General features: G+C 69.2%; 17 protein-coding genes and 7 pseudogenes. 17 read left to right on the top strand and 7 right to left on the bottom strand.

Features of this window, described 5'->3' with window-relative positions; genetic code table 11:
- Positions 1-189: 189 nt before the first annotated feature.
- From KVT44_RS51540 to KVT44_RS51525, 4 genes and pseudogenes are all read right to left on the bottom strand, one after another.
- A pseudogene (locus KVT44_RS51540) lies at positions 190-700 on the bottom strand (methyltransferase domain-containing protein); the annotation flags it as partial.
- Between the two features lie 125 nt (positions 701-825).
- Positions 826-1,617 (bottom strand): annotated as a pseudogene (locus tag KVT44_RS51535) (transposase).
- A gap of 376 nt (positions 1,618-1,993) precedes the next feature.
- Positions 1,994-2,332 (bottom strand): cupin domain-containing protein, encoded by a 339-nt coding sequence (locus tag KVT44_RS51530; RefSeq protein WP_217575603.1) that lies wholly within the window; start codon positions 2,330-2,332, stop codon positions 1,994-1,996.
- A gap of 93 nt (positions 2,333-2,425) precedes the next feature.
- Positions 2,426-3,172, bottom strand: a complete 747-nt coding sequence (locus KVT44_RS51525; RefSeq protein WP_217575601.1) for a hypothetical protein — start codon at positions 3,170-3,172, stop codon at positions 2,426-2,428.
- Between the two features lie 421 nt (positions 3,173-3,593).
- Between KVT44_RS51525 and KVT44_RS51520 the strand changes: the two genes are divergently transcribed.
- From KVT44_RS51520 to KVT44_RS51505, 5 genes and pseudogenes are all read left to right on the top strand, one after another.
- Positions 3,594-4,532, top strand: a complete 939-nt coding sequence (locus tag KVT44_RS51520) for an LLM class F420-dependent oxidoreductase (protein WP_254651041.1) — start codon at positions 3,594-3,596, stop codon at positions 4,530-4,532.
- A 166-nt stretch (positions 4,533-4,698) separates the two neighbouring features.
- Positions 4,699-4,886, top strand: a pseudogene (locus KVT44_RS60880) (IS1380 family transposase); the annotation flags it as partial.
- A gap of 157 nt (positions 4,887-5,043) precedes the next feature.
- Positions 5,044-5,646, top strand: coding sequence for a DUF4328 domain-containing protein (locus KVT44_RS51515; protein WP_217575599.1), 603 nt, complete (start codon positions 5,044-5,046; stop codon positions 5,644-5,646).
- Positions 5,647-5,698: 52 nt separating this feature from the next.
- Positions 5,699-5,917: pseudogene (locus KVT44_RS51510) on the top strand (transposase); the annotation flags it as partial.
- A 447-nt stretch (positions 5,918-6,364) separates the two neighbouring features.
- Positions 6,365-6,523, top strand: a complete 159-nt coding sequence (locus KVT44_RS51505) for a hypothetical protein (protein ID WP_217575597.1) — start codon at positions 6,365-6,367, stop codon at positions 6,521-6,523.
- A gap of 213 nt (positions 6,524-6,736) precedes the next feature.
- Here the strand turns inward: KVT44_RS51505 and KVT44_RS51500 are convergent, their stop codons facing one another.
- A complete protein-coding gene (locus KVT44_RS51500; RefSeq protein WP_308314375.1) occupies positions 6,737-7,378 on the bottom strand; it encodes a TetR/AcrR family transcriptional regulator in 642 nt (213 codons plus the stop codon).
- 76 nt (positions 7,379-7,454) lie between these two features.
- Between KVT44_RS51500 and KVT44_RS51495 the strand changes: the two genes are divergently transcribed.
- Positions 7,455-8,150, top strand: coding sequence for an alpha/beta hydrolase (locus KVT44_RS51495; protein WP_217575596.1), 696 nt, complete (start codon positions 7,455-7,457; stop codon positions 8,148-8,150).
- Positions 8,151-8,571: 421 nt separating this feature from the next.
- Here the strand turns inward: KVT44_RS51495 and KVT44_RS51490 are convergent.
- Positions 8,572-9,117, bottom strand: a pseudogene (locus KVT44_RS51490) (YciI family protein); the annotation flags it as partial.
- Positions 9,118-9,773: 656 nt separating this feature from the next.
- Here KVT44_RS51490 and KVT44_RS51485 point away from each other — a divergent pair.
- Both KVT44_RS51485 and KVT44_RS51480 read left to right on the top strand, forming a co-directional pair.
- Positions 9,774-10,319: a hypothetical protein gene (locus KVT44_RS51485; protein WP_217575594.1), complete on the top strand. Its 546-nt coding sequence runs from the start codon at positions 9,774-9,776 to the stop codon at positions 10,317-10,319.
- Positions 10,320-10,611: 292 nt separating this feature from the next.
- Positions 10,612-11,052 (top strand): VOC family protein, encoded by a 441-nt coding sequence (locus KVT44_RS51480; RefSeq protein ID WP_217575592.1) that lies wholly within the window; start codon positions 10,612-10,614, stop codon positions 11,050-11,052.
- Positions 11,053-11,896: 844 nt separating this feature from the next.
- Here the strand turns inward: KVT44_RS51480 and KVT44_RS51475 are convergent.
- Positions 11,897-12,902: pseudogene (locus KVT44_RS51475) on the bottom strand (transposase family protein).
- A gap of 50 nt (positions 12,903-12,952) precedes the next feature.
- On the opposite strand from KVT44_RS51475, the gene KVT44_RS51470 reads away from it, so the two are divergent.
- The 9 genes and pseudogenes from KVT44_RS51470 (at position 12,953) to KVT44_RS51430 (ending at position 21,864) form a co-directional block, all read left to right on the top strand.
- On the top strand, positions 12,953-13,393 hold the full coding sequence (locus KVT44_RS51470) for a VOC family protein (RefSeq protein ID WP_217575590.1): 441 nt from the start codon (positions 12,953-12,955) through the stop codon (positions 13,391-13,393).
- Positions 13,394-14,019: 626 nt separating this feature from the next.
- Positions 14,020-15,261 (top strand): IS110 family transposase, encoded by a 1,242-nt coding sequence (locus tag KVT44_RS51465; protein ID WP_217575588.1) that lies wholly within the window; start codon positions 14,020-14,022, stop codon positions 15,259-15,261.
- Between the two features lie 48 nt (positions 15,262-15,309).
- Positions 15,310-15,633, top strand: coding sequence for a hypothetical protein (locus KVT44_RS51460; protein WP_217575586.1), 324 nt, complete (start codon positions 15,310-15,312; stop codon positions 15,631-15,633).
- A gap of 760 nt (positions 15,634-16,393) precedes the next feature.
- A pseudogene (locus KVT44_RS51455) lies at positions 16,394-17,591 on the top strand (RNA-guided endonuclease InsQ/TnpB family protein).
- 101 nt (positions 17,592-17,692) lie between these two features.
- Positions 17,693-18,253, top strand: coding sequence for an RNA polymerase sigma factor (locus KVT44_RS51450; protein WP_217575584.1), 561 nt, complete (start codon positions 17,693-17,695; stop codon positions 18,251-18,253).
- Positions 18,250-19,068, top strand: a complete 819-nt coding sequence (locus KVT44_RS51445) for a zf-HC2 domain-containing protein (RefSeq protein WP_217575582.1) — start codon at positions 18,250-18,252, stop codon at positions 19,066-19,068. Before KVT44_RS51450 ends, KVT44_RS51445 begins: the two co-directional genes overlap by 4 nt.
- Positions 19,065-19,898 (top strand): ABC transporter ATP-binding protein, encoded by an 834-nt coding sequence (locus tag KVT44_RS51440; protein ID WP_217575580.1) that lies wholly within the window; start codon positions 19,065-19,067, stop codon positions 19,896-19,898. The genes KVT44_RS51445 and KVT44_RS51440 overlap by 4 nt, the downstream gene beginning before the upstream one ends.
- Positions 19,895-21,292: a hypothetical protein gene (locus KVT44_RS51435; protein ID WP_217575578.1), complete on the top strand. Its 1,398-nt coding sequence runs from the start codon at positions 19,895-19,897 to the stop codon at positions 21,290-21,292. Before KVT44_RS51440 ends, KVT44_RS51435 begins: the two co-directional genes overlap by 4 nt.
- A complete protein-coding gene (locus KVT44_RS51430; protein WP_217575576.1) occupies positions 21,289-21,864 on the top strand; it encodes a hypothetical protein in 576 nt (191 codons plus the stop codon). Before KVT44_RS51435 ends, KVT44_RS51430 begins: the two co-directional genes overlap by 4 nt.
- Positions 21,865-21,942: the final 78 nt, after the last annotated feature.

Genomic DNA, 21,942 nt, shown 5'->3' with positions numbered 1-21,942 from the left:
GCGAACCGACCGGCCATGCCTTCACACCACCCTGCTCCGCCGGAGAAGGCATCCGGCCGCTCCGCGGCCGAACAGACACAGTGATACTGCGGCGCTCCGCGCCGCAACCACGGGGATGCGATTCCTCCCGAGCGTAAACGCCCGGGGTTCCTCGCAAGAATTCGCTGAACGACGGCCGGTGTCACTGGCGTCGTATGTGAACACCACCACGCGCCGGGCCACTCGCCGCATCTCGCGCAGCCCGGCGATCGGGTCCTGCCAGTGATGAACGGTGCTGAAGGCCATCGCGGCGTCGAAGGACTGATCCTCGAACGGGAGGCTCTCCGCGGCGGCGGCCACGCACGGCGCCGCGCTCGCGGGACGCTGCGCCCGCATGACCGCCGACGGTTCCACCGCGGTCACGTCGCGGTCTGGGGGTTCGTAGGAGCCGGTGCCCGCCCCGACGTTCAGTACCGTCCGTGCGTCCCCGAGCGCATCTCAGATCCTCGCGGCGATCCGCGTCGTCAACGAGATCCGCGATTTCGCGCAATCCGAAGCCCAGCCGCCGGTAGTCGAGCACCTCCCGCAGTCGCTCCACGTCGCCCGCCGAGTAGGCCCGGTATCCGGCCGAGGTCCGCGCGGATGGCTGCACGAGGCCGATCTCGTCGTAGTGATGCAATGTGCGGACGCTCCCGCCGGCCAGCTCGGCCACGCGCCCCACGGTCAGGTGTTCCTCCACGCCACCGACAATGCGGCATGACGCCACGTGAGGGTCAAGCGCTTCGCTCCTGGTACCGCACGTGGCTCCACCGCCGCGCCGGTAAGTAGCTTCAGGCCGTCGAGCGGTCATGACCGCGACCAGATATCCAGCGATGCTGCGGTCACCGTGCCCAGAAAGATGTAGCCGCGCTTGTCATACCGCGTCGCAACGGCCCGGGAGTTCTTGAGCCTGTTGATGGCCCGTTCGACGTGTTGCGCTTCTTGTGCCGCTCCTCGCGAAGCCCGGTGGCCGTCCGCCTCGTGAGCCCTTGCGCAGGCGAGCCGCCTGGCTGTCGGGACTTCTTCGGAATCGTATGCTGGATGCCCCGGCAACCGCAGATACTCGCGGCAGGCGCCGTTGCTGTACGCCCTGTCCGCTGCAACACTGTCGGGCTTCTTACGGGGCCTGCCCGGGCCAAGGCGTGGAACTCAGCGAGAGCGCCCGTCAGCACCCAGATGGATCTTGCTGGTGAAGCCGCCGCGTGAGCGACCCAGGCCCTCACCTCCCGCACCATCTCCACCAGGCGGCGGTCCAGGCTCTGCCACGGAGTCTTGTTCCGGTGATCTGGTCTCTCGTCCCCCCTTTAAAGCGACCTGCGTGGGTGGCGGCTCGGACCGGGCGCCGGCCGCGGCCTGAACCTGCTGCAGAAGACGTTCCGAGGTACCGTCCGCTGACCAAATCCGGTGGCGCTCGTAGACCGTCTTCCACGGTCCGAACCGCTCCGGCAAGTCAGGCCACTGAACGCCGGTCCGTACCCGGTGCAGGATCCCGTCGATCATCTGCCGGTGATCACGCCACCGTCCGCACCGACCGTTGCTCACCGGCAAGAAGGGCCTCAGCCGTTCCCCCAGCCGCGCTGGTGCGGAAACATCTTCCAGGTCACGGTCACCCTGGCGTCGATCCGCCTCTGGCTCGCGTCATGGATATCGCGTCCCGACTCAGCAGGGCTCCAGGGCGTCTGCCCGCCGCGTCAGGTCTGCTGCGATGCGATCCCAGTCCGGTCGTGCAGCCACAGGTGCTCGGCGGCCTCACGCATGAGCGCCGGCTCGTCAGGTCGCTGCAGGAGCACCAACCGATGGGACAGGTTGCGAACCCAGATCGGCAGACGACCATCGAAAAGATCAAGGAGTGACGCGGAATCTGTGAGCACCCGCTACGACAAGCCCCCGACCACCTACCTCGCCGCACTCCGCCTACGTGGCGCGAAGATCTGGCTCCGTAGCCTCCGCTGAAGACCGGAACTCGGCACGCGCTCTACGGCCGGTAGCGGATCTCCAACATGACGCAGCCTCCGGTTGTCCGGTACGGGCCGTGTTCCATGCCCGGGGGCCGGGCGGCGAAGTGTCCGGCGCCGAAGGTCTGATCCAGGGTCAGGTCGTGCAGGTCGCCTTCGAGCAGATAGACCTCTTCGACCCACTCGTGCCGGATCACGCCGGAGAGCGAGGTGTCGAGGCCGGGCTCCCAGCGCACCAGTCGGGTCAGCACCTCCGGATCAGCCTCGTCCCTGCTCAGAATCCTCTCGGCGGTCCCGGGCTGCGGCCCGGAGCGCCACTGCATGGCGTCCGGTGAAAAGAATTCCCGCTCATTCTTCATGACAGTGACCTTCTGTAAGCAGTGAGGAGCAAGCAGTCGGGGTTGGCCGGAGCCCGCTGGAAACGTGACGTACGGGGTCGGAGGCTGCAAGGCTCAGGCTCTGCGAATCTGCGGCCATGAGTAACCTAGTTGCCTGGCGAAGTCTGTTGAGCCACCGCAGACTTCGGCGGCTTGGCGCGGGTCAGCTGCGAAGAGTTGCTCAGCGAGCCGTTCAGCTTGGTTTGCCGGGTCGTCACTGGAGACGGCCAGGATCATCCGGAACTGCAGCCATGGACGGTCTTCCCTGATCGCAGAGCGGCCTGGATGGAAGAGGAAGACGTTGACCTGGTGTGGTTCCCAGGGCCAGGCGGACAGGGCGCCGAGTTCGCATTCCCGCCGTGCGAGCCAGTCAGTGCGTTCTCGGAGGTCTTGTTCCAGCAGCCGTGCAACGGTCCGCGCCGGCCATTCCCAGCTGCGGTCCGCGGTCGCCCGCTCGACTTCTCTTTGGTACTCCTGAGCCTCAAAGCGGAAGGTAGGCAGGTCAACCTCGTCCTCCTCGGGATTGCGCCACTCGTCCCAGAGCACGTAATCGCCGTCGCGCTGGATGGTCACGTAGAGAGCGCCGCAGCAGCCTTCGGTGCACGACGCCTCGGCCAGCCGCACCTCGTGTGGTTCCGATGTAGCAGTGAGAGGGCCGTCCGGCACCAAGAGGTACTGGGGATCTTCGCCCGGACCCTCTGCAAATGCGTCAGCCAGGATGTCCCTACCATCAACCAGCGCCCGAACCTCCACGTTTGCGTCCCTCTGCGTGGGATCAGGAACGACGACGCGAAGGGTGAGGCAAAGCTTCTCATCAGTCACCGGACGATTGTCGAATGCCCCGGGACCGGACGTCGCGCCAATTCTCACCGACCTCGTCGGCGGGATCGCCACAGTGTTGGAGGCCCGAGACACCAAGAGGATGTTGCCGGCCGTCGGCCCCGTCCCTCAGATGTGACACAGCAAGTGTCAACTACCTGGCAGGCGCTAATCCTCGACACCTTGGTCCTCTGCTCTGGCCGCCACGTAGTCGATCCAGTCCCTCTTGGCATGCTGGACCCAGCGGACAGCCGTGTTGATGTGCATATCGAACAGATCCGCGATCGCGGACGCAGGCATGTCAACGGCGGGGGCGGTGGTCTCACTCGTCCGGACGCCAGGCCCGGCCGCCTCCGCGCGCGGCGCGCCACGTCACCCGAGCGCGTCCGCGCTTCGCGCTTAAGGTGACGCCCGGAGGTGGAGAATGCGAGTGGGGTTGCACGCGCTCGGTGTCGGTGACGGTGCCCGTCCCGAGGTGATCCGTGCGGTGGCCACAGCCGCGGAGACGCACGGCTTCGCGAGGCTCTGGTGCGGCGAGCACGTGGTGCTCGTGGATGCGCCCGCCTCCCGCTACCCCTACTCCGTGGACGGCCGGATCGCCGTGCCCGCGGACGCGGACTGGCTGGACCCGCTGCTTGCCCTGACCTTCGCGGCGGCGGTCACCAGCCGGATCGAACTCGCCACCGGCGTGCTCCTGTTGCCTGAGCACAATCCGATCGTGGTCGCCAAACAGGCCGCCACACTCGACGTGCTCTCCGCCGGGCGGTTCAGCCTCGGGGTCGGAGTCGGCTGGTCGGCCGAGGAATTCGCAGCGCTCGGAGTCCCCTTCGCCAGTCGCGGGCGGCGGGCCGAAGAGTACCTCGCCGCGATGCGCACCCTCTGGGCCGAGGACCCGGCCTCGTTCACAGGGGAGTTCACCCGCTTCGACGCCATCCGGGTCAATCCGAAGCCGCTGCGCGACGGCCGGCTCCCGGTCGTGGTCGGAGGCAACAGCGACGCTGCCTTGCGCCGCGCGGTCACGCTCGCCGATGGCTGGTACGGCTTCAACGTCCCGGCGGCCGACGTCCCGGCGCGCATCGCCGTTCTCGCCGACGAGTGCGCCCGCCACGGTCGCGCTTTTGACGAGCTGACAGTCGCCGTGGCGCTGAGCGACGGCACCCCGGAGCACCTCCCCGCACTCGGTGCGGCAGGCGTCACCGAACTCGTCGTCGTCGGCGCACCCCCGCCTGCTCCCGAGGCGGCGGCCACCTGGGTCGCTGAAATCGCCCAAACCTGGATTCGCCCGGAGGAACAACCAGGGCCGTCCGGGGCCCCAGCCGATGTTTTCACGCCCGCAAGGCGTCCCCAAAGACAAGATGACTGACCCTGCGGATACCTCGTAGGTCACAGATGCGCGAGAGTCCCGGCCTCGCGCTTTCACCAGCCGGGGTGTCCGAGAGGTGATCGGACAAGCGGGGGAGTGCCTCTGATCTGGGGCGACGGGGCTTGTCCGGGGTCCTGTGTGTCGTCAGGAAAGCTGCACTTCTCAGGTGAAGAAGGACATCGGGTCGTACCCGCATGTCCGCGTCGAGGTGATGGCCTTGGAGCGGTTTCGCAGGGTGGTGCTCTGGGCGGGGACTGCCTTGCGGATATCGGCGTGTTGTGGGCCGAGCCCGCTGTGTTCGGGCCGGTTGCCTCCGGTTCGACCGCATCCTGCCTGATCGGCGTGCTGTCCGCAGCCGGTCCCCGTGCGCTGACGGCCATCTGCCGTCGGGTACCTGCATCCAGCGGCCGAGGACCCGAAAGCCGTACACGCGTGCGGCGATCAGACCCTATGATCACTCCGCCCCAGCGTCCGCTGCGGCCGTACATGCCTCCGAGACAGGCCAAAGACGATGACGAATGCCGCCCGCAAAGCTCCCTGGATCCGTGGCCGCTCCGCGCAGGTGGCGATAGCGGCGGCTGCCGTGGCGGACACGTTCCGCGCGGCGGCAGTCCGGGATCACAACCTGCACCGCACGGATGAGTCCCCGCACAAGTCGGGCTTCATCTCCATGATCTTCCTCTATCTGATGACTCTTGCGATCGCGCTGTTCCTCGTGTGGCTCGCCCGGTCCCGGCGCAACGCCCAGGAGCTGTCCCCCCGGGCCTCGGTCCCAAGTCGGGGTTGGACGATCGGGGCGTGGTTCATACCGGTGGTCAACTTCTTTGTCCCGCGCCAGTTCGTCCTCGACATCGGGCGGGCGAGCTCCGCGTCGTGGGAGCAGAAGCGAGACACGACACTGGTGAACCTGTGGTGGGTCGCCTGGATCACGCACGCGCTGGTGCTCGTGGTGGGGGGCTGGGTGGCCCCGGGGTCGATGGCCTTCCTCGTGGTGGCGGAGGCGCTCATGATCGCGGCGGCCGTGCTGCTGGGGCTCGTCATCGAGCGCATCACGGCGTTGCAGGGCGTTGCGCTCGGCGCCACCGTTCCGGTCGCACCTCTCGCCCAGGCGTGAGGCAGTTCCCCCGATGTACCCCCCACGGCGCGTGGAAAGAAGCGCTTCTCAGGTGAAGAAGGGTGTCGGGTACTACCCGCGTGTCCGCGTCGAGGGCGGCAGTCATGGGGTGGTCTCCCAGGCTGGGGCCGTGCTGCTGGTGGAGACGGTCCGCGGGTGCGGCCTTGACACCGCGATATCGGCGGCGCTCGCGCCGTGGCGCAAGCCGCGGGCGGTCCACGATCCGAGCAAGATCCTGCTCGATGTCGCGCTCGCGGTGGCACTCGGCGGCACAGGGAGAGGGGAGATGCCGACCGGTCTCGGTGCTGTCTTGCTGAGGCTGAGCCCTCGCCTCAAGGGTGAGGCGGGAGAGTCCTGCCGGACGGAGGGACTGCTGTGATCGTCCGACTCGTGGGCGGCCCGCTCGGTGGCCGTGAGCTGTCGACCGCCCCGGGCCCGTAGGCAGGGGACTGGCTCACGGGTCCGGGGCGTCGTGGGCCCTGTACGTCCCCGTGCCCCGCGACCCCGTGACCGGCGTCGTTCTGGCGGAGATCCGCGCCACCGCACCGCGCCACCGGTAGCCACCCTGAGCCGTCGGCCGGCACCGCGACACGACGGTCACCGACCGGTGTCCACCGCATGGCAGACTCCAACTGGGCAGTTGAGTACCCGGTCGGCCCGTCCGCCTCCCCCACCCCTGTCGGAGCCAAGCTGCTCTCGAATCTCCAGGAGGCCGCTCTTGCCGACGCCCCCTCTCGATGAGTGGGCGTTCGAAGTGGTGGACGGCGAACCGGTTGCGGGCCACCAGGAGTTTCAGAAGCGCCTCGACGCGGCGGCAAGCATCCACGAGGGCGAGTTTGCCGCGCGCGCCAACGACATCGTCGTACGGTCTATCTGACGAGACGAGACGCCCTGTCCGTACGACAGCAGAGGCCCCAGGCTTCCTCACCCGGGGCCTGTGTGGGCATGTCGTCATGCCCGCGGGCTGCCGTTGGGTTCGCGCTCGCTGTCGCCCCACAGAGCGGTCTGCCCGGCCACCTCGGGCGCCGGCGTTAGCCGCCCGGGGGCCGGCACGGTGGTTCTGTACGTGGCACCTGAGAGCGTTTGTTGCTCAGCCCGGAGAGCGCCCGGTTTCGCTGGATGGTGATGTCTGCGGGTTCTGACAACGCTTCAGGGAGTGGTAAGCGGTTGAGCGGTAGCCGCTGGACAGGTGCTCGACTGCGCCGAGGAAGTCGCGGAAGGCCTGGTCGGTGCGGGTGGTGTCGCCGGTGGCGTCGAGGTCCATGAGGAGACCACGGATGACAGCGAGAACGAGCGTCGCGAGATCCGGCCGACCGATGCTGCGCAGGCCGTCCTCGAGCGGTCCGAGCCAGTCGGTCGTCGCGGTGCGCCGGAAGTTGGGCCACAACTGCTGCTCCGCGCTCTCGCGCAGCTGACCGAACATCCGCAGGTACGGCCGTCCGTCCGGGCCGGTGATGGAGGTCCAGGCGCGATCCAGGGTGGCCGTGTAGGGCTCGTCGGGTCGCACTCGCAGGAGGTCGCCGAATGTGTCGAGTTGGCGTTGCCGCGCGCGCCCGAGGACGGCCCGCAGCAGGGCGTCGCGGGTGCCGAAGTGATAAATCAGCATGCGGGCTGAGGTGCCGGTGGCGGTGGCCAGCGGCTCGAGCCGGTCGGGGAGGCCGTGCGCGAGGGCGTGATCAGCGCAGGCGTCGAGCAGCCTCTCCTTGATGTGCGGTTGCGGTCGTCTGCCCACGGCGCGACTTTTTCACGTAACGGCGGCTACGTCTACCGTTGATCGAAAGGCAGCCAAGGCAGACGTGGAGGAAGCGATGAGGGTTGTGTTCGTGCATGGGGCGTGCGTGCGGGACGGGTCGTGGTGGTGGCACCGCACCGCCGAACTGCTGCAGGAGCGAGGGGTGTCGAGCGTGGCCCCGGCGCTGCCGAGCTGCGGCGAGGCGGGCCTGCCCGGCGGCGTCGGCGGTCCGGGGCTGTCCGAGGATGTTGCCGCGGTGCGGCAGGTGCTGCAGGACAGCGACGAGCCGACCGTCGTGGTCGCCCACAGCTACGGCGGCATCATCACCGCGGAAGCCGCCGCGGGAATCGGGTCGGTGCGCCACCTGCTGCTGGTCTCCAGCTACCTGCCCGAGGTCGGGCAGAGCCTCTCGGAGTTCGGGGACGGCAGCCCCGCCCCGTTCCTCGACGTCGACCCCGACGCCGGCACGTTCGGGGTTCGCCCCGAGCTGCTCGTGGACACGTTCCTGCAGGACTGCGACCCCGAGGTCCAGGCGCAGGCGGCGGACCACCTCGCCCGGCAGAGCGTGCAGGTGACCGGGCAGGTGGTCGGGGCGGCCGCATGGCAGCAGGTGCCCTCGACGTACCTCATCTGCTCCCAGGACCGCGGCACCCCGTCGCGCCTACAGCGCGAGTTCGCCCGCCGGGCCGGCAGCGTCGTCGAACTCGACGCCGGCCACCACCCGTTCCTCTCCCAGCCCGCCGCGGTCCGGGACCTGCTGCTGAGCCTGTGACGGCAGCCGCGGACGAGCCGGGCCGGCGATCCGAAGACCAGGAGGCCGTCGCGAGCGCCGAGGAAGAACTTCTGTCCAGGGCCTACACGGACTACAACAGGCATGACGTCCTACAACCGGCATGACGTCGACCTGCGAACACCGGCTTGGCGCCAGACTTCCGGCCGTTGATCCTCAAAGGCCGTCTCCCCCTGACGCGCGGCCCTCCAAGGTCAACCGCTCAGCGATGCATTTTTCGCTGGAAGCCACCAGCATCCGTTGATCCCCGTGGGTTCGGGGAAACCGAAGGTCCTTCAGCGCGAACCCACGGGTCCACCGGCGTGCGTCAGGCCGATGCATCCGTGGGCTCGGATGAAACACGAGGATGCTGTGCGATCCAAAGGGCTTCGGCGGTGACGTCGGCCTGGACGTCCTCGGGTGATGACGGCCGCCCGCCGAATTGCCAGTTGTGCACCTCAATGTCGGCGTACCGGTCCGGGGTCAGGATGGCGCGTGCCGTGTCCGGGTCCGGCGCCCGGAGTAGCGCCGCCGTGCCCAGCCAGGTGGCGCCGTTGTCGGACAGCAGCGGCCCGTAGGCGATCAGCTCCCGGTCGGGCGGCACCGCGAGGTCGGCGGCCTGCTCCGCGCCGAGGCCGAGCACCAGGTAGCGGTTGCCGCCGGTTCGGCCACCGGGGAAGTCCCACATGGTGCGCCCCAGCAGGTTGCGCCACCGCCGCAGCAGCACGTCCCGGTACACGCCGGTCTGGTAGCCGGGCTCGTCGAAGGCGAACGCGCGGGCGGCGGCGGGATCGGGCAGGTCGAGGATGTGCACGCTTCCGGTGGGTGTGCCGCCGTCGTCGGCGAGGGTCGGACCCCGGGCGATCATCTCCTTCGCGTACCGGTCCATGTAGGACCAATGCTCTTCCAGTAGCTCGTCGCGCAGCGGCAGGGAGCCGGGCCGGTCGCGGTGGTAGCAGAGAAATTCCATGCCCAAAGGATCTCTTCAAGGAGGTGACCAGGTCGAGCGGGTTTCACTGCGATGGCTGCTCGGCGGCTTCGCCCAGAAACACGCGTGCCGACTCCGCTTGGTGGATGGTCGTCTTCTCGTCGATGCGTGGCTGTCTGGCCGCGGAGCGCGGCGGAGACACAGACACCGCTGATGGGGCCGATCTCCAGCGCGGTCTGCTTGTTGATCAGCAGGTGCGGGTTGGCGGTGTTGGGCCAGCGCCGTCGCCGGTGCTCCAGCCAGGCGGGGGTGGCCTGCAGCGTGAGTTTGTCCAGGGGCCGGACGCGGCCGTCGACAATGAGCCGACGGGTTGCCGCTGTCGAGGTCGTCGAGTTGGAGGCGGTGGATCGCGCCGGGCCGGACGGCCCGGGCCCGGATCGCCGCCGTGGTCGACGTCGGCCTGGCGGCCGTCGACGTCACCGCCGTCGCGTGGGTCATGCACCGCGACGGCTTCTTCCACCGCCGTCACCTGCTCGCCAAAGCCCGCCGGCACCTTGCCCTGGTCCTACGTGGCCGCCACCGCCATCCCGGCCTGGACGAGCGGATCGTCGACGCCGCGCTCGCCGTGCAGTGCACGGACATCACCGAGCCCCGCACCGAGCGCGGCCACAGCCCGGAGTACCGCCACTACACGCGCATTGGGGCCCGCCCCGGACCGCTACCCGCCCGGCGTCGGCCGACCGCCGCTCCCGACCACGACGCCGACCGCCGACCAGGCCGCGCCGCACCTTCCGCTGGACGCGGGGGAGTGGCCCCTCCCACGCGACCAGCTGCGCCACGACCGCGCCGTCATCGCCAGCGCTGTACTGAGCGCACGGCTGCGCACCGGCCGCCGCGCCGGCCGCGACCCGTACGATGTCTTCGCGCACCAGCAGGCTGCGATGCCCGAGCAGCTGCTCCTCCTCGACCAGGCGGAGCAGCCCACACAGAAGAAGGCCGACCCCGTTGACATCGCAGCGCTGCGCACCGACTTGGAGCGGCTGGAGCTGACCGCCGACCAACTGTTCCAGTTGGCGCGCGCGGGGAAGGCGGTCGCCGGACTCGCCGATGATGTGCGCGACCGGATGCGCACCGATCTGCACCACGGCGACGGCGCCGCACCACGTCCCTACCGCGAGGACGACCAGTGTGCGCACCAACCGCACCAGCCTGCCCCCGGCCGGAGTCCCGGCGCGCATCCGTAAGTTCATCCGGTGCGCACCGGCGATTCGCTGTATCGCCTCGGGGGTTTGTGGATCGGCACCGGGGATACGGCGAATCGTGTCCTGTGTCACTGAGACCTCATAGCGAGATGTCCTCTGACCTGCGGTGTTTTCGCCCGAGGCGGTACGGCTGGCGTGTGACGGGCACTGCTGCGTCAAGAGGTTCTGGAAGAAGACGAAGAGGACGTGGCAGAGGATGTCGAGAACGCGCTGGCAGTTCCGCCTCAGAGGTGGGTGCGGCCACCGTGGCCGCACCACACAAAGGAGATCCAGCATGACGATTCAGCGGATGGACAACATCCTCATCGTTGTCGACGACCTTGATGCTGCTGTTGCCTTCTTCGTCGAACTTGGCATGGAGCTGGAGGGCAAGATGCCAATCGAGGGACGTTGGGTGGACCGTGTCATCGGGCTCGACGACACCCGACAGGACATCGCAATGCTGAGGACCCCGGACGGCCACGGCCGGCTTGAGCTGACGAAGTTCCACACGCCGCAGGCGATCAGCGCCGAGCCGACAAACGCACCGACGAACACGCTGGGCATTCGTCGCATCATGTTCGCCGTCGACGACATCGAGGACGTTCTTGCCCGCCTGCGTACCCATGGCGCCGAACTCGTCGGCGAGGTGCAGCAGTTCGAGGACAGCTATCTGCTCTGTTACGTCCGCGGCCCTGAGGGCATCCTCGTCGGGTTGGCCGAGCAGCTCAACTGAAGGCTGCCCAAGGGGCCGCACACCCAAGTTCGTTATGATGCCCACGGCCCGCACCAGGTGCTCGTCCCGCATCGTCTCCAGCGTGGTGGCGGTGTCCCTGCCTCCCTCCGGGATGATGTTGACGACGAACCGGATAATGCTGCGGGCGATGCCCGGGACCGCGCTGGGGCTGCGCTCGCGCTTCCAGTCCCGCAGCGCGGACAGCAGGACGCGCCCGACCTCGTCCAGGGCGAAGGCCCCACGCGGGTGGGCGTCGTCCGCCACGTTCGTGACGGGGAAGATGACGTCTTCGGCCAGCCGCAGCAGGATGAAGGACAGCTGCGCTCGATCGGCGTGGGCTATGGGCTCGACTACGGCTTCACTGGCGTCCTCGCCGCCGGTCTGCAGCGCCAGGACGTAGTCGAAGGCGAGCTTCGCCTGCTGGGGGTCAGCGGCGTGCGGGGCGGGACCAGGTACGGCATGCGGATCTCCTCAACAAGGGTGGTCACCGTGCGGTGCACGGCGACTTCCCAGAGGTTGCGGGCGCGGGCCTGTGGACAGAGGGCGGAGATTTCTCCCCCGCCTCCAACGGGGGCGAACTGGGACGATGATGGGTAAACAGGCCCTCCTTGTCCGCTCCGGGATCGCGTGGTCGGCCCGACCACGCCCCCGTTGTCCGAGTTGGCGCGGGCCGCCGTGGACGGGCGTTTTTTTCTTGGCCGACGTCGCTACCGGCCGCGAACAGGCCGCGGACAAGGGGTGGCTGGCTTCGTTCAGCGAATTCTTGCGAGGAACCCCGGGCGTTTACGACTTGGTACGCGATTGAGGTCGGGACGTGCTGGCCTGGTGGATTGTCTGGTGGTGATCAGCAGGCCGTGCGGTGGACGGGCACCAGTTCGGTGCTCGTCCGGTGCCGGGTCGGTCTGCGGGCGGCGCGGTCGGAGACCAGGCCGGCGATGGCGGCGTGGGTCTCGGGGTAGTACTCGCGCCGTCCGGTGTACCGCTGCAGCGGGCGCCACTTCTTTTCTTCGCCGATGACATGCTCCACGCAGATCCGGCGGGAGGATTGGCGTCGGCGCTGCTCGCGCCAGGCATGCCGCTCGCCGAGCGGCGTCATCCTTCGGTTTCTTCGGTGGGGCGCTGACCTGGTCGGGGAACTCGTTGGCCAGTCCTCGGTAGCCCTCGTCGGCCTCGGCTTTCACCTTCGGGTGCAGGCGGAGCTGCTCGGCGATGCCCTCGGTTCGCACGGCGGTCTGGTCGTGCATGCGGCCCGGCCGGTCGGCGCCGGACCACAGCAGCCGGTCGGAGCTGTCGCTGATCGTGGTGGTCTTGGCGGTGTTCTGCTTCTTCTTGCCGGACACGAACGCCTTGCAGCCTGCTCGTCCGGCCCGGGGACGGCGGACTTGCACTTCGGTTCCGTCGACGCGCAGGTCGACTTCCTCGGCCTCGGCGTAGGCGAAGACGTCGGCCAGGGTATGCAGCCGCGCACCGGGCCGCTGCGGGACGGCAAAGCCACGCCGGGCCAGCAGAGGACGGATCTCGTGGATTGCATGGGTAACGGTGGGCCGGGTCACTCCGTACAGCTCGGCCAGCGCCGCGTGCGGCAGCTGCAGCCGCAGGTAGACCAGGGTGATCAGCAGCCGGTCGACGAAGACCAGCTGGTGATTGGGCCCGGCACCGGCAGCCCGCTGACGGTCGTGGCCGCGCCGTTCCTGGAGCGCAGACTCGCGCTGTGCCGCCCACGGGCCAGCCACTTCCTCGATCAAGTCGCCGAGATGTGCACGATCAAGGCCGCAGAAGGCAGGATGGGACAAGGCCGCGCGGGCCGAGAAGGACGTCACTATCCACTCAATCTGCGCGGCCGTCGTCATGTCACGGCCGACCCCGCGCTACTGCGTATCGAGTCGTTAGGCTCAGAGACATGACTATTCAGCGGATGGACAACGTCGCCATCGTCGTCGACGATCTGGACGCGGCTGTCGCCTTCTTCACCGAGCTCGGCATGGAGCTGGAAGGCAAGGCGCAGATCGAAGGCCTTTATGCGGACCGCACCGTCGGACTCGACGGCGTCCGGAGCGACATCGCGATGATGCGGACCCCGGACGGCCACAGCAAGCTGGAGCTGACCAAATACCACACCCCCGCGGTATCCGACGCCGAGCCGCGGAACCCTCCGCCCAACACGCTGGGCCTGCATCGCGTCATGTTCGCCGTCGACGACATCGACGACACCATCGCCCGCCTGCGCGCCCACGGCGCCGAACTCCTCGGCGAGGTAGCGCAGTACGAGAACATCTTCCGGCTCTGCAACCTCCGCGGCCCCGCAGGCATCATCGTCGCCCTAGCCGAACAGATTGGCTGACGCGGGCCTGCCGCGCGGAGCATGTCGACGGTCAGCACCGCTAATCCGTAGTCAAGGGCATACCAAGGGGGCGCAAGCCTCTACGGATGTTCGAGTAGGAGGGCTGCGACGCCTCCGGCGAACCGGGTCTGCTGAGATCTCCGCATAGAGCGGCGCGCGGTCCTCGGGGTGGTGGCAGCTGCGCGGGTGCCGGACGCATGCCCTTTAGCACGCCGGCCGGACTGAGGCCTAGTCATAGAGCGGCGGCGTCCGGCGCCTCCGCGGCGGTCACCACTGGACTTTGTGCCTCAGGAGTGTTGACGCCCGCTGGCGCTGGACGGACGTTTGATGTCCCTCTCGGCTGCGAGGCCTACCGAAACATCGACGCCGCCCAGCGCCGCCGGACGTCAACACCCGTCACTGGATCACTCGTTGGTGTTGGTGGTGCGAGCCCGCCCCATGGTGACCTCTTGTGAAGCCCGAGCTGTCCGAGCTCCCGCAGAGACCGAGGCCCACGGGACGAGCTGGTGCCACGAACGGCTACTGAGGTGGCGGACAGGCTCGACAGGGCTGAGTCCTGGGATTAGGTCGCTGAGTGGCCGGCATGAGCTCGTGACCAGCAGAACAGAGCGACGGAGGGGAAAACTTTGATCTACTGCGGCATTGACTGGGCCGAGCGCACGCACGACGTCGCCTTGGTCGACGACAGCGGCCAGTTACTGGCCAAGCGGCACATCACCGACGACGCGGCCGGCTACAAGATCCTGCTGGACCTGCTCGCCGAAAACGGCGACACCGAGGAGAACCCGATCCCGGTCGCGATCGAGACCTCCCGCGGCCTGCTCGTCGCAGTGCTGCGGACGGGCAAGCGGCAGGTCTTCGCCATCAACCCGATGGCCGCCGCCCGCTACCGCGACCGGCACTCCGTCTCCCGCAAGAAGTCCGATCCCGGAGACGCACTGGTCCTGGCCAACATCTTGCGCCCCGACATGCACGCCCACCGGCCGCTGCAGCAGGACAGCGACCTGGCCCGCGCCCTCGCCGTCCTTGCCAGGGCTCAGCAGGACGCGACGTGGAACCGACAGCAGATCTCGAACCAGCTCCGGTCGCTGTTGCGGGAGTACTACCCGTCCGCGCTGGCCGCCTTCGAGTCCTGGAAGAATGGTCTGTGCCGACGGGAGGCGCACGAACTCCTCAAGGCGGCTCCGACACCGTCGCGGGCCTCGCGGCTGACGCGCACGCAGCTGCAGGCCGCCCTCAAGCGGGCTGGCCGTCAACGCGGTATTGAAGCCGAGGCCGAACGGCTCCGGGACGTCTTCCGCGCCGACTGGGCCCACCAGCCACCGTTGGTCGAGGACGCGCTCGGCAAACAGATGCTGGCGCTCCTGGTCCAGCTAAAAGCCGCCTGCACCGCCGCCGACAATCTGGCCGAGGCGGTAGAGGAAGCTTTCCCTCAGCACCCGGACGCTGAGATCATCCTCAGCCTCCCGGGACTTGGCATCCAGCTCGGTGCCCGGGTTCTAGCCGAGATTGGAGACGACCGCACCCGCTTCGCCGACGCGCGCGGCCTGAAGGCATACGCCGGAGCTTCCCCCATCACGAGGGCCTCCGGCAACAAGTCGAGCATCACCTGTCGGCGGGTAAAGAACGATCGTCTCAACCACGCCGGCTACCTCTGGGCGTTCTCCGCGATCACCGCCGCGCCAGGCGCAAAGGCCCACTATCACAGGCGCCGAGACGACCACGGAGACTGGCACGCAGCCGCTCAGAGGAACCTCTTCAACCGCATGCTCGGCCAGCTCTATCACTGCCTCCAGCACGGTGAACGGTTCGACGAGCAGGCTGCCTTCCCCGCACCGTCCTCGACGGCGGAAACGGCGGCCGCCTGACCTGCGGCTACCTTGCTCAGATCACCCACAGCAGTCGATCATTCAAGGATGAGACCCGAAGTTCAGGCCTTCGTCGCCGATGGCCCTCTCCCCGACTGGGACACCGACGACGAGGAGCTCGTTGACCGCCGATTCCGGCAAATCGAGGCCATCTCCGCGCCAGTCACACCCGACGAGGCTCATGCTCTGGCTGGCTGCTTCGGCCCCGATGACTGCTATGGCGTCGCCTGGTCGCTGCTGCACCTGATCGAGACCAGCTCAGGACCACTGCCAGCCGTGACACGCCCGGGACCCGACGCTGACGACTGGCATCGCACGCTCTGGAATCGTTGGGGAAACCACGGACTCACCGACGAGGACTTGACGCGTTAGAACCCTGAGGTGTCTATGACGCATCCGCGATAGGGGCGGTGCAGGCTGCTGTACGAGCCCGGGGATTCCGCCGACGGACGGTGTCGGGCGCGGGGAGGACTTCGCGGGCCCGCACGGCCGCCCAGGCGTTGGTGCGGAGGGGGAAGTCGGCGTTCTGCGGTTCGGCGGCGGCCGTGCGAGCTGGACGAGCGGCTCGCGCGGCAAGCGACTGCGTTGCACACCGCGGCGTCGGCCGTCGATGGCCTCCCCCGCCGGGGGCCCGGTCGGTGGCACATCGTCCTTCCGCCGATCCGGCTCTCCAAAGCGTGGGTCCAGCCCCGGCGTCGACGAGGGCGCCCGACAACGCAGGCGCACGGCCCGGGCCCAGGACGCCGGCCAGCACCGCAGCCGCGGGGTGCCGCTCGTCGTGTCGTACGGGCTCGGGCGACGAGGCGCCGGCCCTGACAGCCGGCCTTCTCAACCCGAAGGCCCCGCTGGCCGAGGAGGACGTCACAATCCACTCGACCTGCGCGGCCGTCGTCATGTCACGGCCGACCCCGCGCTACCGCGTACCGAGTCGTTAGGCCGGGGAGGAATCGCATCCCCGTGGCTGCGGCGCGGAGCGCCGCAGTATCACTGTGTCTATTCGGCCGCGGAGCGGCCGGATGCCTTCTCCGGCGGAGCCGGGTGGTGCGAACGCATGGCCGGTCGGTTCGCTCAACGTGATGAACGGACTCGAACGTGTGGTGGTGTCTCGCGCGGGTGCCTACGATCGGTGATCGTGAAGCTGGTGGTGCAGGTGAAACTGCTGCCGACGCCGGTGCAGGCGGCGGCACTTGAGGCGACCCTTCACGCCTGTAACGAGGCCGCGACTTGGGTGAGTGGGATCGCTTTCGAGCGTGAGGAGTTCAAGAACTTCGCCTTGCGCAAGCAGGTCTACGGCGAGGTCAAGTCCCGCTGGGGCCTGGGCGCGCAGGCTGCCCAGCACGTCATCAAGAAGACGTGCGACGCGTACGCCACGCTGAAGGCGAACCTGCGGGCCGGAAATCTGGGCCGCTCCGGCTCGCGCCGCTACCGCCGGGCCGCCGAGAAGCCGATCGTCTTCCGCCCGCAGGGCGCGCAGCCCTACGACGACCGCATGCTGTCCTGGCAGATCCCGGACCGGACGGTGTCCATCTGGACCACCAGCGGCCGGGTCAAGAACGTGGCCGTCACCGCCTCGGTGGAGCAGCTGGCCACGTTGGCCCTGTACCGCAAGGGCGAGTCGGACCTGCTGGAGCGGGACGGCATGTGGTTTTTGAACGCCACTTGCGAGGTCCCTGAAGCGCCGCTCAACACCGATCCGGTGGACTTCCTCGGCATCGACCTGGGCATCGTGAACATCGCCACCACCTCGGACGGCGAGATCATGGCCGGACGCGAGCTCAACCGCACCCGCCCGCGCGAGCGCAGCCTGCGGGCCAAGCTGCAGCAGAAGAACACCCCGTCCGCCAAGCGGCGCTTGAAGAAACGGCGGCGCAAGGAGGCGCGGCGGGCGCGGGACATCAACCACAAGATCGCGAAGCATGTGGTGGCCGAGGCTGGGGGTACCTCCCACGCCCTTAAGGCAGTGGGGGAGGACCACCCACTCCTCCTGGTCGTTCGCCCAGCTGGGGGCATTCATCGCATACAAGGCCCGCCGGGCGGGGGTTTCGGTGGTGCACGTCGATCCGGAGTACACCTCACGCACCTGCGCCGAGTGCGGCCACGTAGACAAAGCGAACCGGGTCTCACAGGCCTGGTTCGCGTGCCGGAACTGCGGATTCGTTGATCACGCAGACCGCAACAGCTCCCGCAACATCCGCGCCAGAGCCCGGGAGTTGTGGCGACGCGGGGCCCCGTCAACGGCCCCTGTCCCACCCCGGAAGCACCCGGATAGGGCTGGACGCAAACGCAGCATCACACCCAGTGATGCCCGTTGTGCAAACCCGTCGCTTTAGCGACGGGTAGTTGACTTGAGCGGAGCCCACGGGATTTCCCGCATGTGGCGGGGATCACGTTGGGGGGAAAACCTGCGGCCCGGCTCGGGCGTCTAGCCGGTGTGAGATCAGTCAGCAAGGCACCGCGCGCGCTGGACGAGGAGCGCCTCGTCCGGCTGGTGGCCAGGGGTGACCGCGCGGCGTTCGAGGAGCTGTACCGGCGTACCGCGCCGTGGATGGCGTTGCGGCTGCGCCGTCGCTGCGCCGACGAACAGATCGTCGCCGAGGTCATGCAGGAGACGTATCTGGCGGTGTGGCGTGCGGCGGGCGCGTTCGCGGGGTCCTCGGCGGGCGGGACGGCCGCCGGATGGCTGTGGACGATCGCGGTACGCCGCCTCGTGGACGCCTTCCGGCGCAGGGCCCACCACGCCGAGCCGCCGGCGGCCGCCGCTCTCCCCGACGCGGCGCCCGCCGCCGAGGAGGAGGCACTCGCGACGACCGTCGGCGGTGACGTCGGCGACGCGCTGCGGCGCCTCTCGCCGGAACTCAGACAGGTACTGCAGGCCATGGTGCTCGACGGGCTGTCCGTCCGGGAGACCGCGGTCCTGCTCGGGCTGCCCGAGGGCACGGTCAAGACCCGCGCCCGCCGGGCCCGGATCGCGATGCGGGAGGCGCTGGCATGAGCGTGGAACACGCGTCGATGCGGATCATCGACGGTTACGCACGCGGCGACACGGAGATCGCCGCCGACGAGGTGTGGGCCCTGGAGGCCCATATGGAGGGGTGCGGGGTGTGCCGTGACCGGCTGTCGGCCGCCGTCACTGCCGAGGCGCCCACCGTGGCGGCGCTGGTCGACACCGTGTGGTCCGGCCTCGAACCCCAACTGGGCGCCACCGCCACGATGCCGCGCCAACGGCGCTGGTCGGCGTGGCTGGCGAGGTGGATGACGCCCACGATGGTGCCGTGGCTGGGCATGGTCGTGAGCGTGACACTGCTCGCGCTCCTGCTCGACCTGGTCGACATCGGCTCCGGCGAGGTGTCGCTGGTGCTGCTGCTCGCCCCGATCCTGCCCGTCCTCGGCGTCGCGGCGTCGTGGTCGCGCGGCCTGGACCCGGCGTACGAACTGACGGCCTCCGCGCCGAGGGCGGGACTGTACCTGGTGCTGCGGCGCACCGCGTCCGTGCTCGCCGTGGTCGTCCCCGCGCTGCTGGTGGCCGGATGGGTGACCGGTGTGACGGCCGCGCAGTGGCTGCTGCCCTGTCTGGCCTTCACCTCGACGACCCTGGCGCTCGGCGGTGTCGTCGGCGTGACCCGCGCCGCTGTCGCGCTGGCGGCCGTGTGGGCCGCCGCGGTCGTGGCGCCGACCCTGGTTACCAGCCGTACGACCTTCGCCCTGCAGACGGGCAGCTTGCCCGTGTGGGGACTGGTCCTCGCGCTCGGTACCGCTGTCGTGATCGCACGCAGGGGCGCGTACTCCGTGTTGGGAGCCCATCGATGACCATCGGAAAGGAACACCACATCATGTCCGCGGTAAGCGCGGCCGGCATCGCACCAACGGCCTACGCCTGGGAGATCCAGGCGACCGGGCTGAAGGTCAGAGTCGGCAGGAACCGGATGGCCGTCGACGGGCTCGACCTGTCGCTGGGCACCGGCGTACACGGCCTCCTCGGCCCCAACGGGGCGGGCAAGACCACCCTCATCCGGACGCTGGCCACCGTACTGCGACCCACCGAGGGCACCCTGCAGCTGCTCGGCGAGTCCGCGGGCAGCATGGGCGAACACCGGGCGCTGCGCCGCCGGATCGGCTACCTGCCGCAGGAGTTCGGCTACTACAAGCGCTTCACGGTGCGCGAGTTCGTCGAGTACATGGCGTGGCTGAAGGAGGTGCCCAAGGCGGACATCCCCGCCGCCGTACAGCGCGCCGTGGAGAGGGTGGGTCTGGCGGACCGCGCCGACGAGAGGATGAAAGCCCTCTCGGGCGGCATGGTGCGCAGGGTCGGCATCGCCCAGGCCATCGTCAACGACCCGACGATCCTGCTGCTGGACGAGCCGACGGCCGGCCTGGACCCGGCGCAGCGGCTGCGCTTCCGTGAGCTGCTGCAGGAGTTGGGTACGGACACCTGCGTGCTCGTCTCGACCCATCTGGTGGAGGACGTCGCCGCCGCCTGCACCAACGTGGTGCTTCTCGCCGAGGGGCGACTGGTCTTCCAGGGCCCTCCGGACGAGCTGGCCTCGGTGGGCGGCCCCGAGCACGTGGGTGACAGCCCGCTGGAGCGCGGCTACTCGGCGATGCTGCTCCACCCCGAGCAGGGAAGGGGCACCTGGTGAACGTCCGCGTCCTGCGTATCGAGCTGAAGCGCTCGGTCGCCCCGTGGGCCGGCGCCGTGGTCCTGACGACGGCGCTGGCGTTCCTGTACCTGATTCCCGGATCGTGGTGGACGGGCACCACGGCGTGGACGGCCCAGTGGACGTCCATGGCCCTGTGGACCCGCTCCGTGCTGTTCTACCTGTGGCCGCTCGCCGTGGGGCTCGGGGCGCTGCAGGGCCTGCGCGACCACCGCTCGAAGATGTCCGAGCTGCTGACGAGCACGCCGCGGCCCGCCCGGCACCGCGCGGCCACACTGGCGGGCGCGACGGCTATGACGCTGGCCTCGGCCTTTGCGCTCCTCGTCCTCGTGGGCGCGGTCCAGGTGGTCGCCAACACCCAGTACACGCACCTCGGGTGGCTGCCGATCTCGCTGGTAGGGGCACTCTCTCTCGTCGCGGGGGCCGTGCTGGGCATGGGGGCCGGGCGGGCCCTGCCGTCCGTGCTCACCCCGCCCGCGCTGGCCATGGGCGCCTTCGTGTTCACGGCCCTCATGCAGATGTCGTTGGGCCGGACGGAGACAACCACGGCGACGGGGCTCCCGAGCACGGAGCCGAACCGGGTCTCCCTGCTGTCACCGGCGGTGCAGGAGGTGCGCGATGCACTCGTCACGCTCTCCGCCTCCGTGCACGTCGGGCAGACGATCTGGCTGCTCGCCATGGCCGCGACCGGCTTCGCACTGCTGGTCGCCGCGACCCCGCGCGCCCGGCTCCTGGCCCTGACGCCCGTCCTGGCGGGCGCGGTGATCGCTCTGCTCGTCCTTCCCTCCGATCCGCGCCGGATCTATGTCGTCGACAAGGCCGCCGCGGAGCTGGTGTGCGACGGCCCGGTGTGCGTGACGAAGACCCAGCAGGCGCGACTCGCCGACCTCGCGGGTCCCGGTAAGGAAGCGCTGCGCCTGCTGCATGGCGCCCTGGGCAGCCAGGCGCCGGTCTCGGTCCGGGAGAACACCGCCGTACTGCCGGAAGGCTCCACGCCGCAGTGGTCGCGCACGACCGTGCTCTTCGACTTCGACGACGACATCATCGCCGCCGCGAAGGGCAAGGAGCTGACCTGGGCTCTGATCGCCAAAGGCATGGTGCCAGGGTGCTCCCCCGTCGGCTGGAGCAGCTTTGGGGGAGATGAATTCGCGCAGACCGTCGCGGTGGGCTGGGTCCTCGGGGACCTCAGGCCGCTTCCCGGCACCTTGTCGGCCAGTTTGCGCCGCGAGGTCGACGCCGAGACCCGCCCGGTGTGGAAGAAACTCAAGGCGCTTCCGCGGGCCGAGCAGCTCTCGCGGATCAACGCGATGCGCGCCGCCGCGCTCGCCTGCAAGGGCGACGCGTTCGCCGCGCTGAACCGCGGTGCGTCCCGGTGAGATGGCTGACGCTGTACGCGCGCTCGCGTCAGGTACCCGCGTCGCTCACCGCGGTGGTGATCAGCGCGGTGGCGGTGTGGGCACTCGCCCGGGACGGCAGTGGGGGGCCCGGTGATCCGCGGCTGCCCGCGCTCGTCCTCGCTACGGGGGCGACGGCAGCCTCGATCGGGCTCAGCGGGCAGGACCAGGCGCTGGACCGGACGGCCGCGATCCGCTGGGTGCCCCGCAGAGCGGCACACGTGCTGCTCTGCGGCGCGGTCGTCGGCACGGTGCTGCTGGCGGTGCAGGCGATGGGCGAGGACATGGCCACCACCGCGTTCGTCGTCCGGGACAGCGCGGGTCTGATGGGACTGGTCGCCCTGGGCGCGGCGTTCTCGGGCGGCCAGTACGCCTGGACGCTGCCGTTCGCCTGGCTCTCGTTCTCGTTCTTCGCCCCGCCCCCGACGAGTGCGCCGATGCAGGTGGCGAGCTGGATGCTGCTGCCGCCCGGCACGGCAGCGGGAACCTGGACGGCCCTGGTCCTCGCGGTTGCCGGCACCGCGGCCTACGCCGTCGCGGGACCGAGACGGTGACTACCGGCCCGGGTCGGCGGCGGCCAGCGTCAGGAAACCGGACCGCACGCGCGTGTGGAACTCGACCGGCTCCGACTC

It is taken from the genome of Streptomyces sp. GbtcB7 (assembly GCF_019091445.1).
GTDB classification, from domain to species: domain Bacteria; phylum Actinomycetota; class Actinomycetes; order Streptomycetales; family Streptomycetaceae; genus Streptomyces; species Streptomyces mirabilis.
The sequence above is the reverse complement of the archived record's forward strand: the minus strand, read 5'-3'. Positions and strand labels throughout refer to the sequence as shown.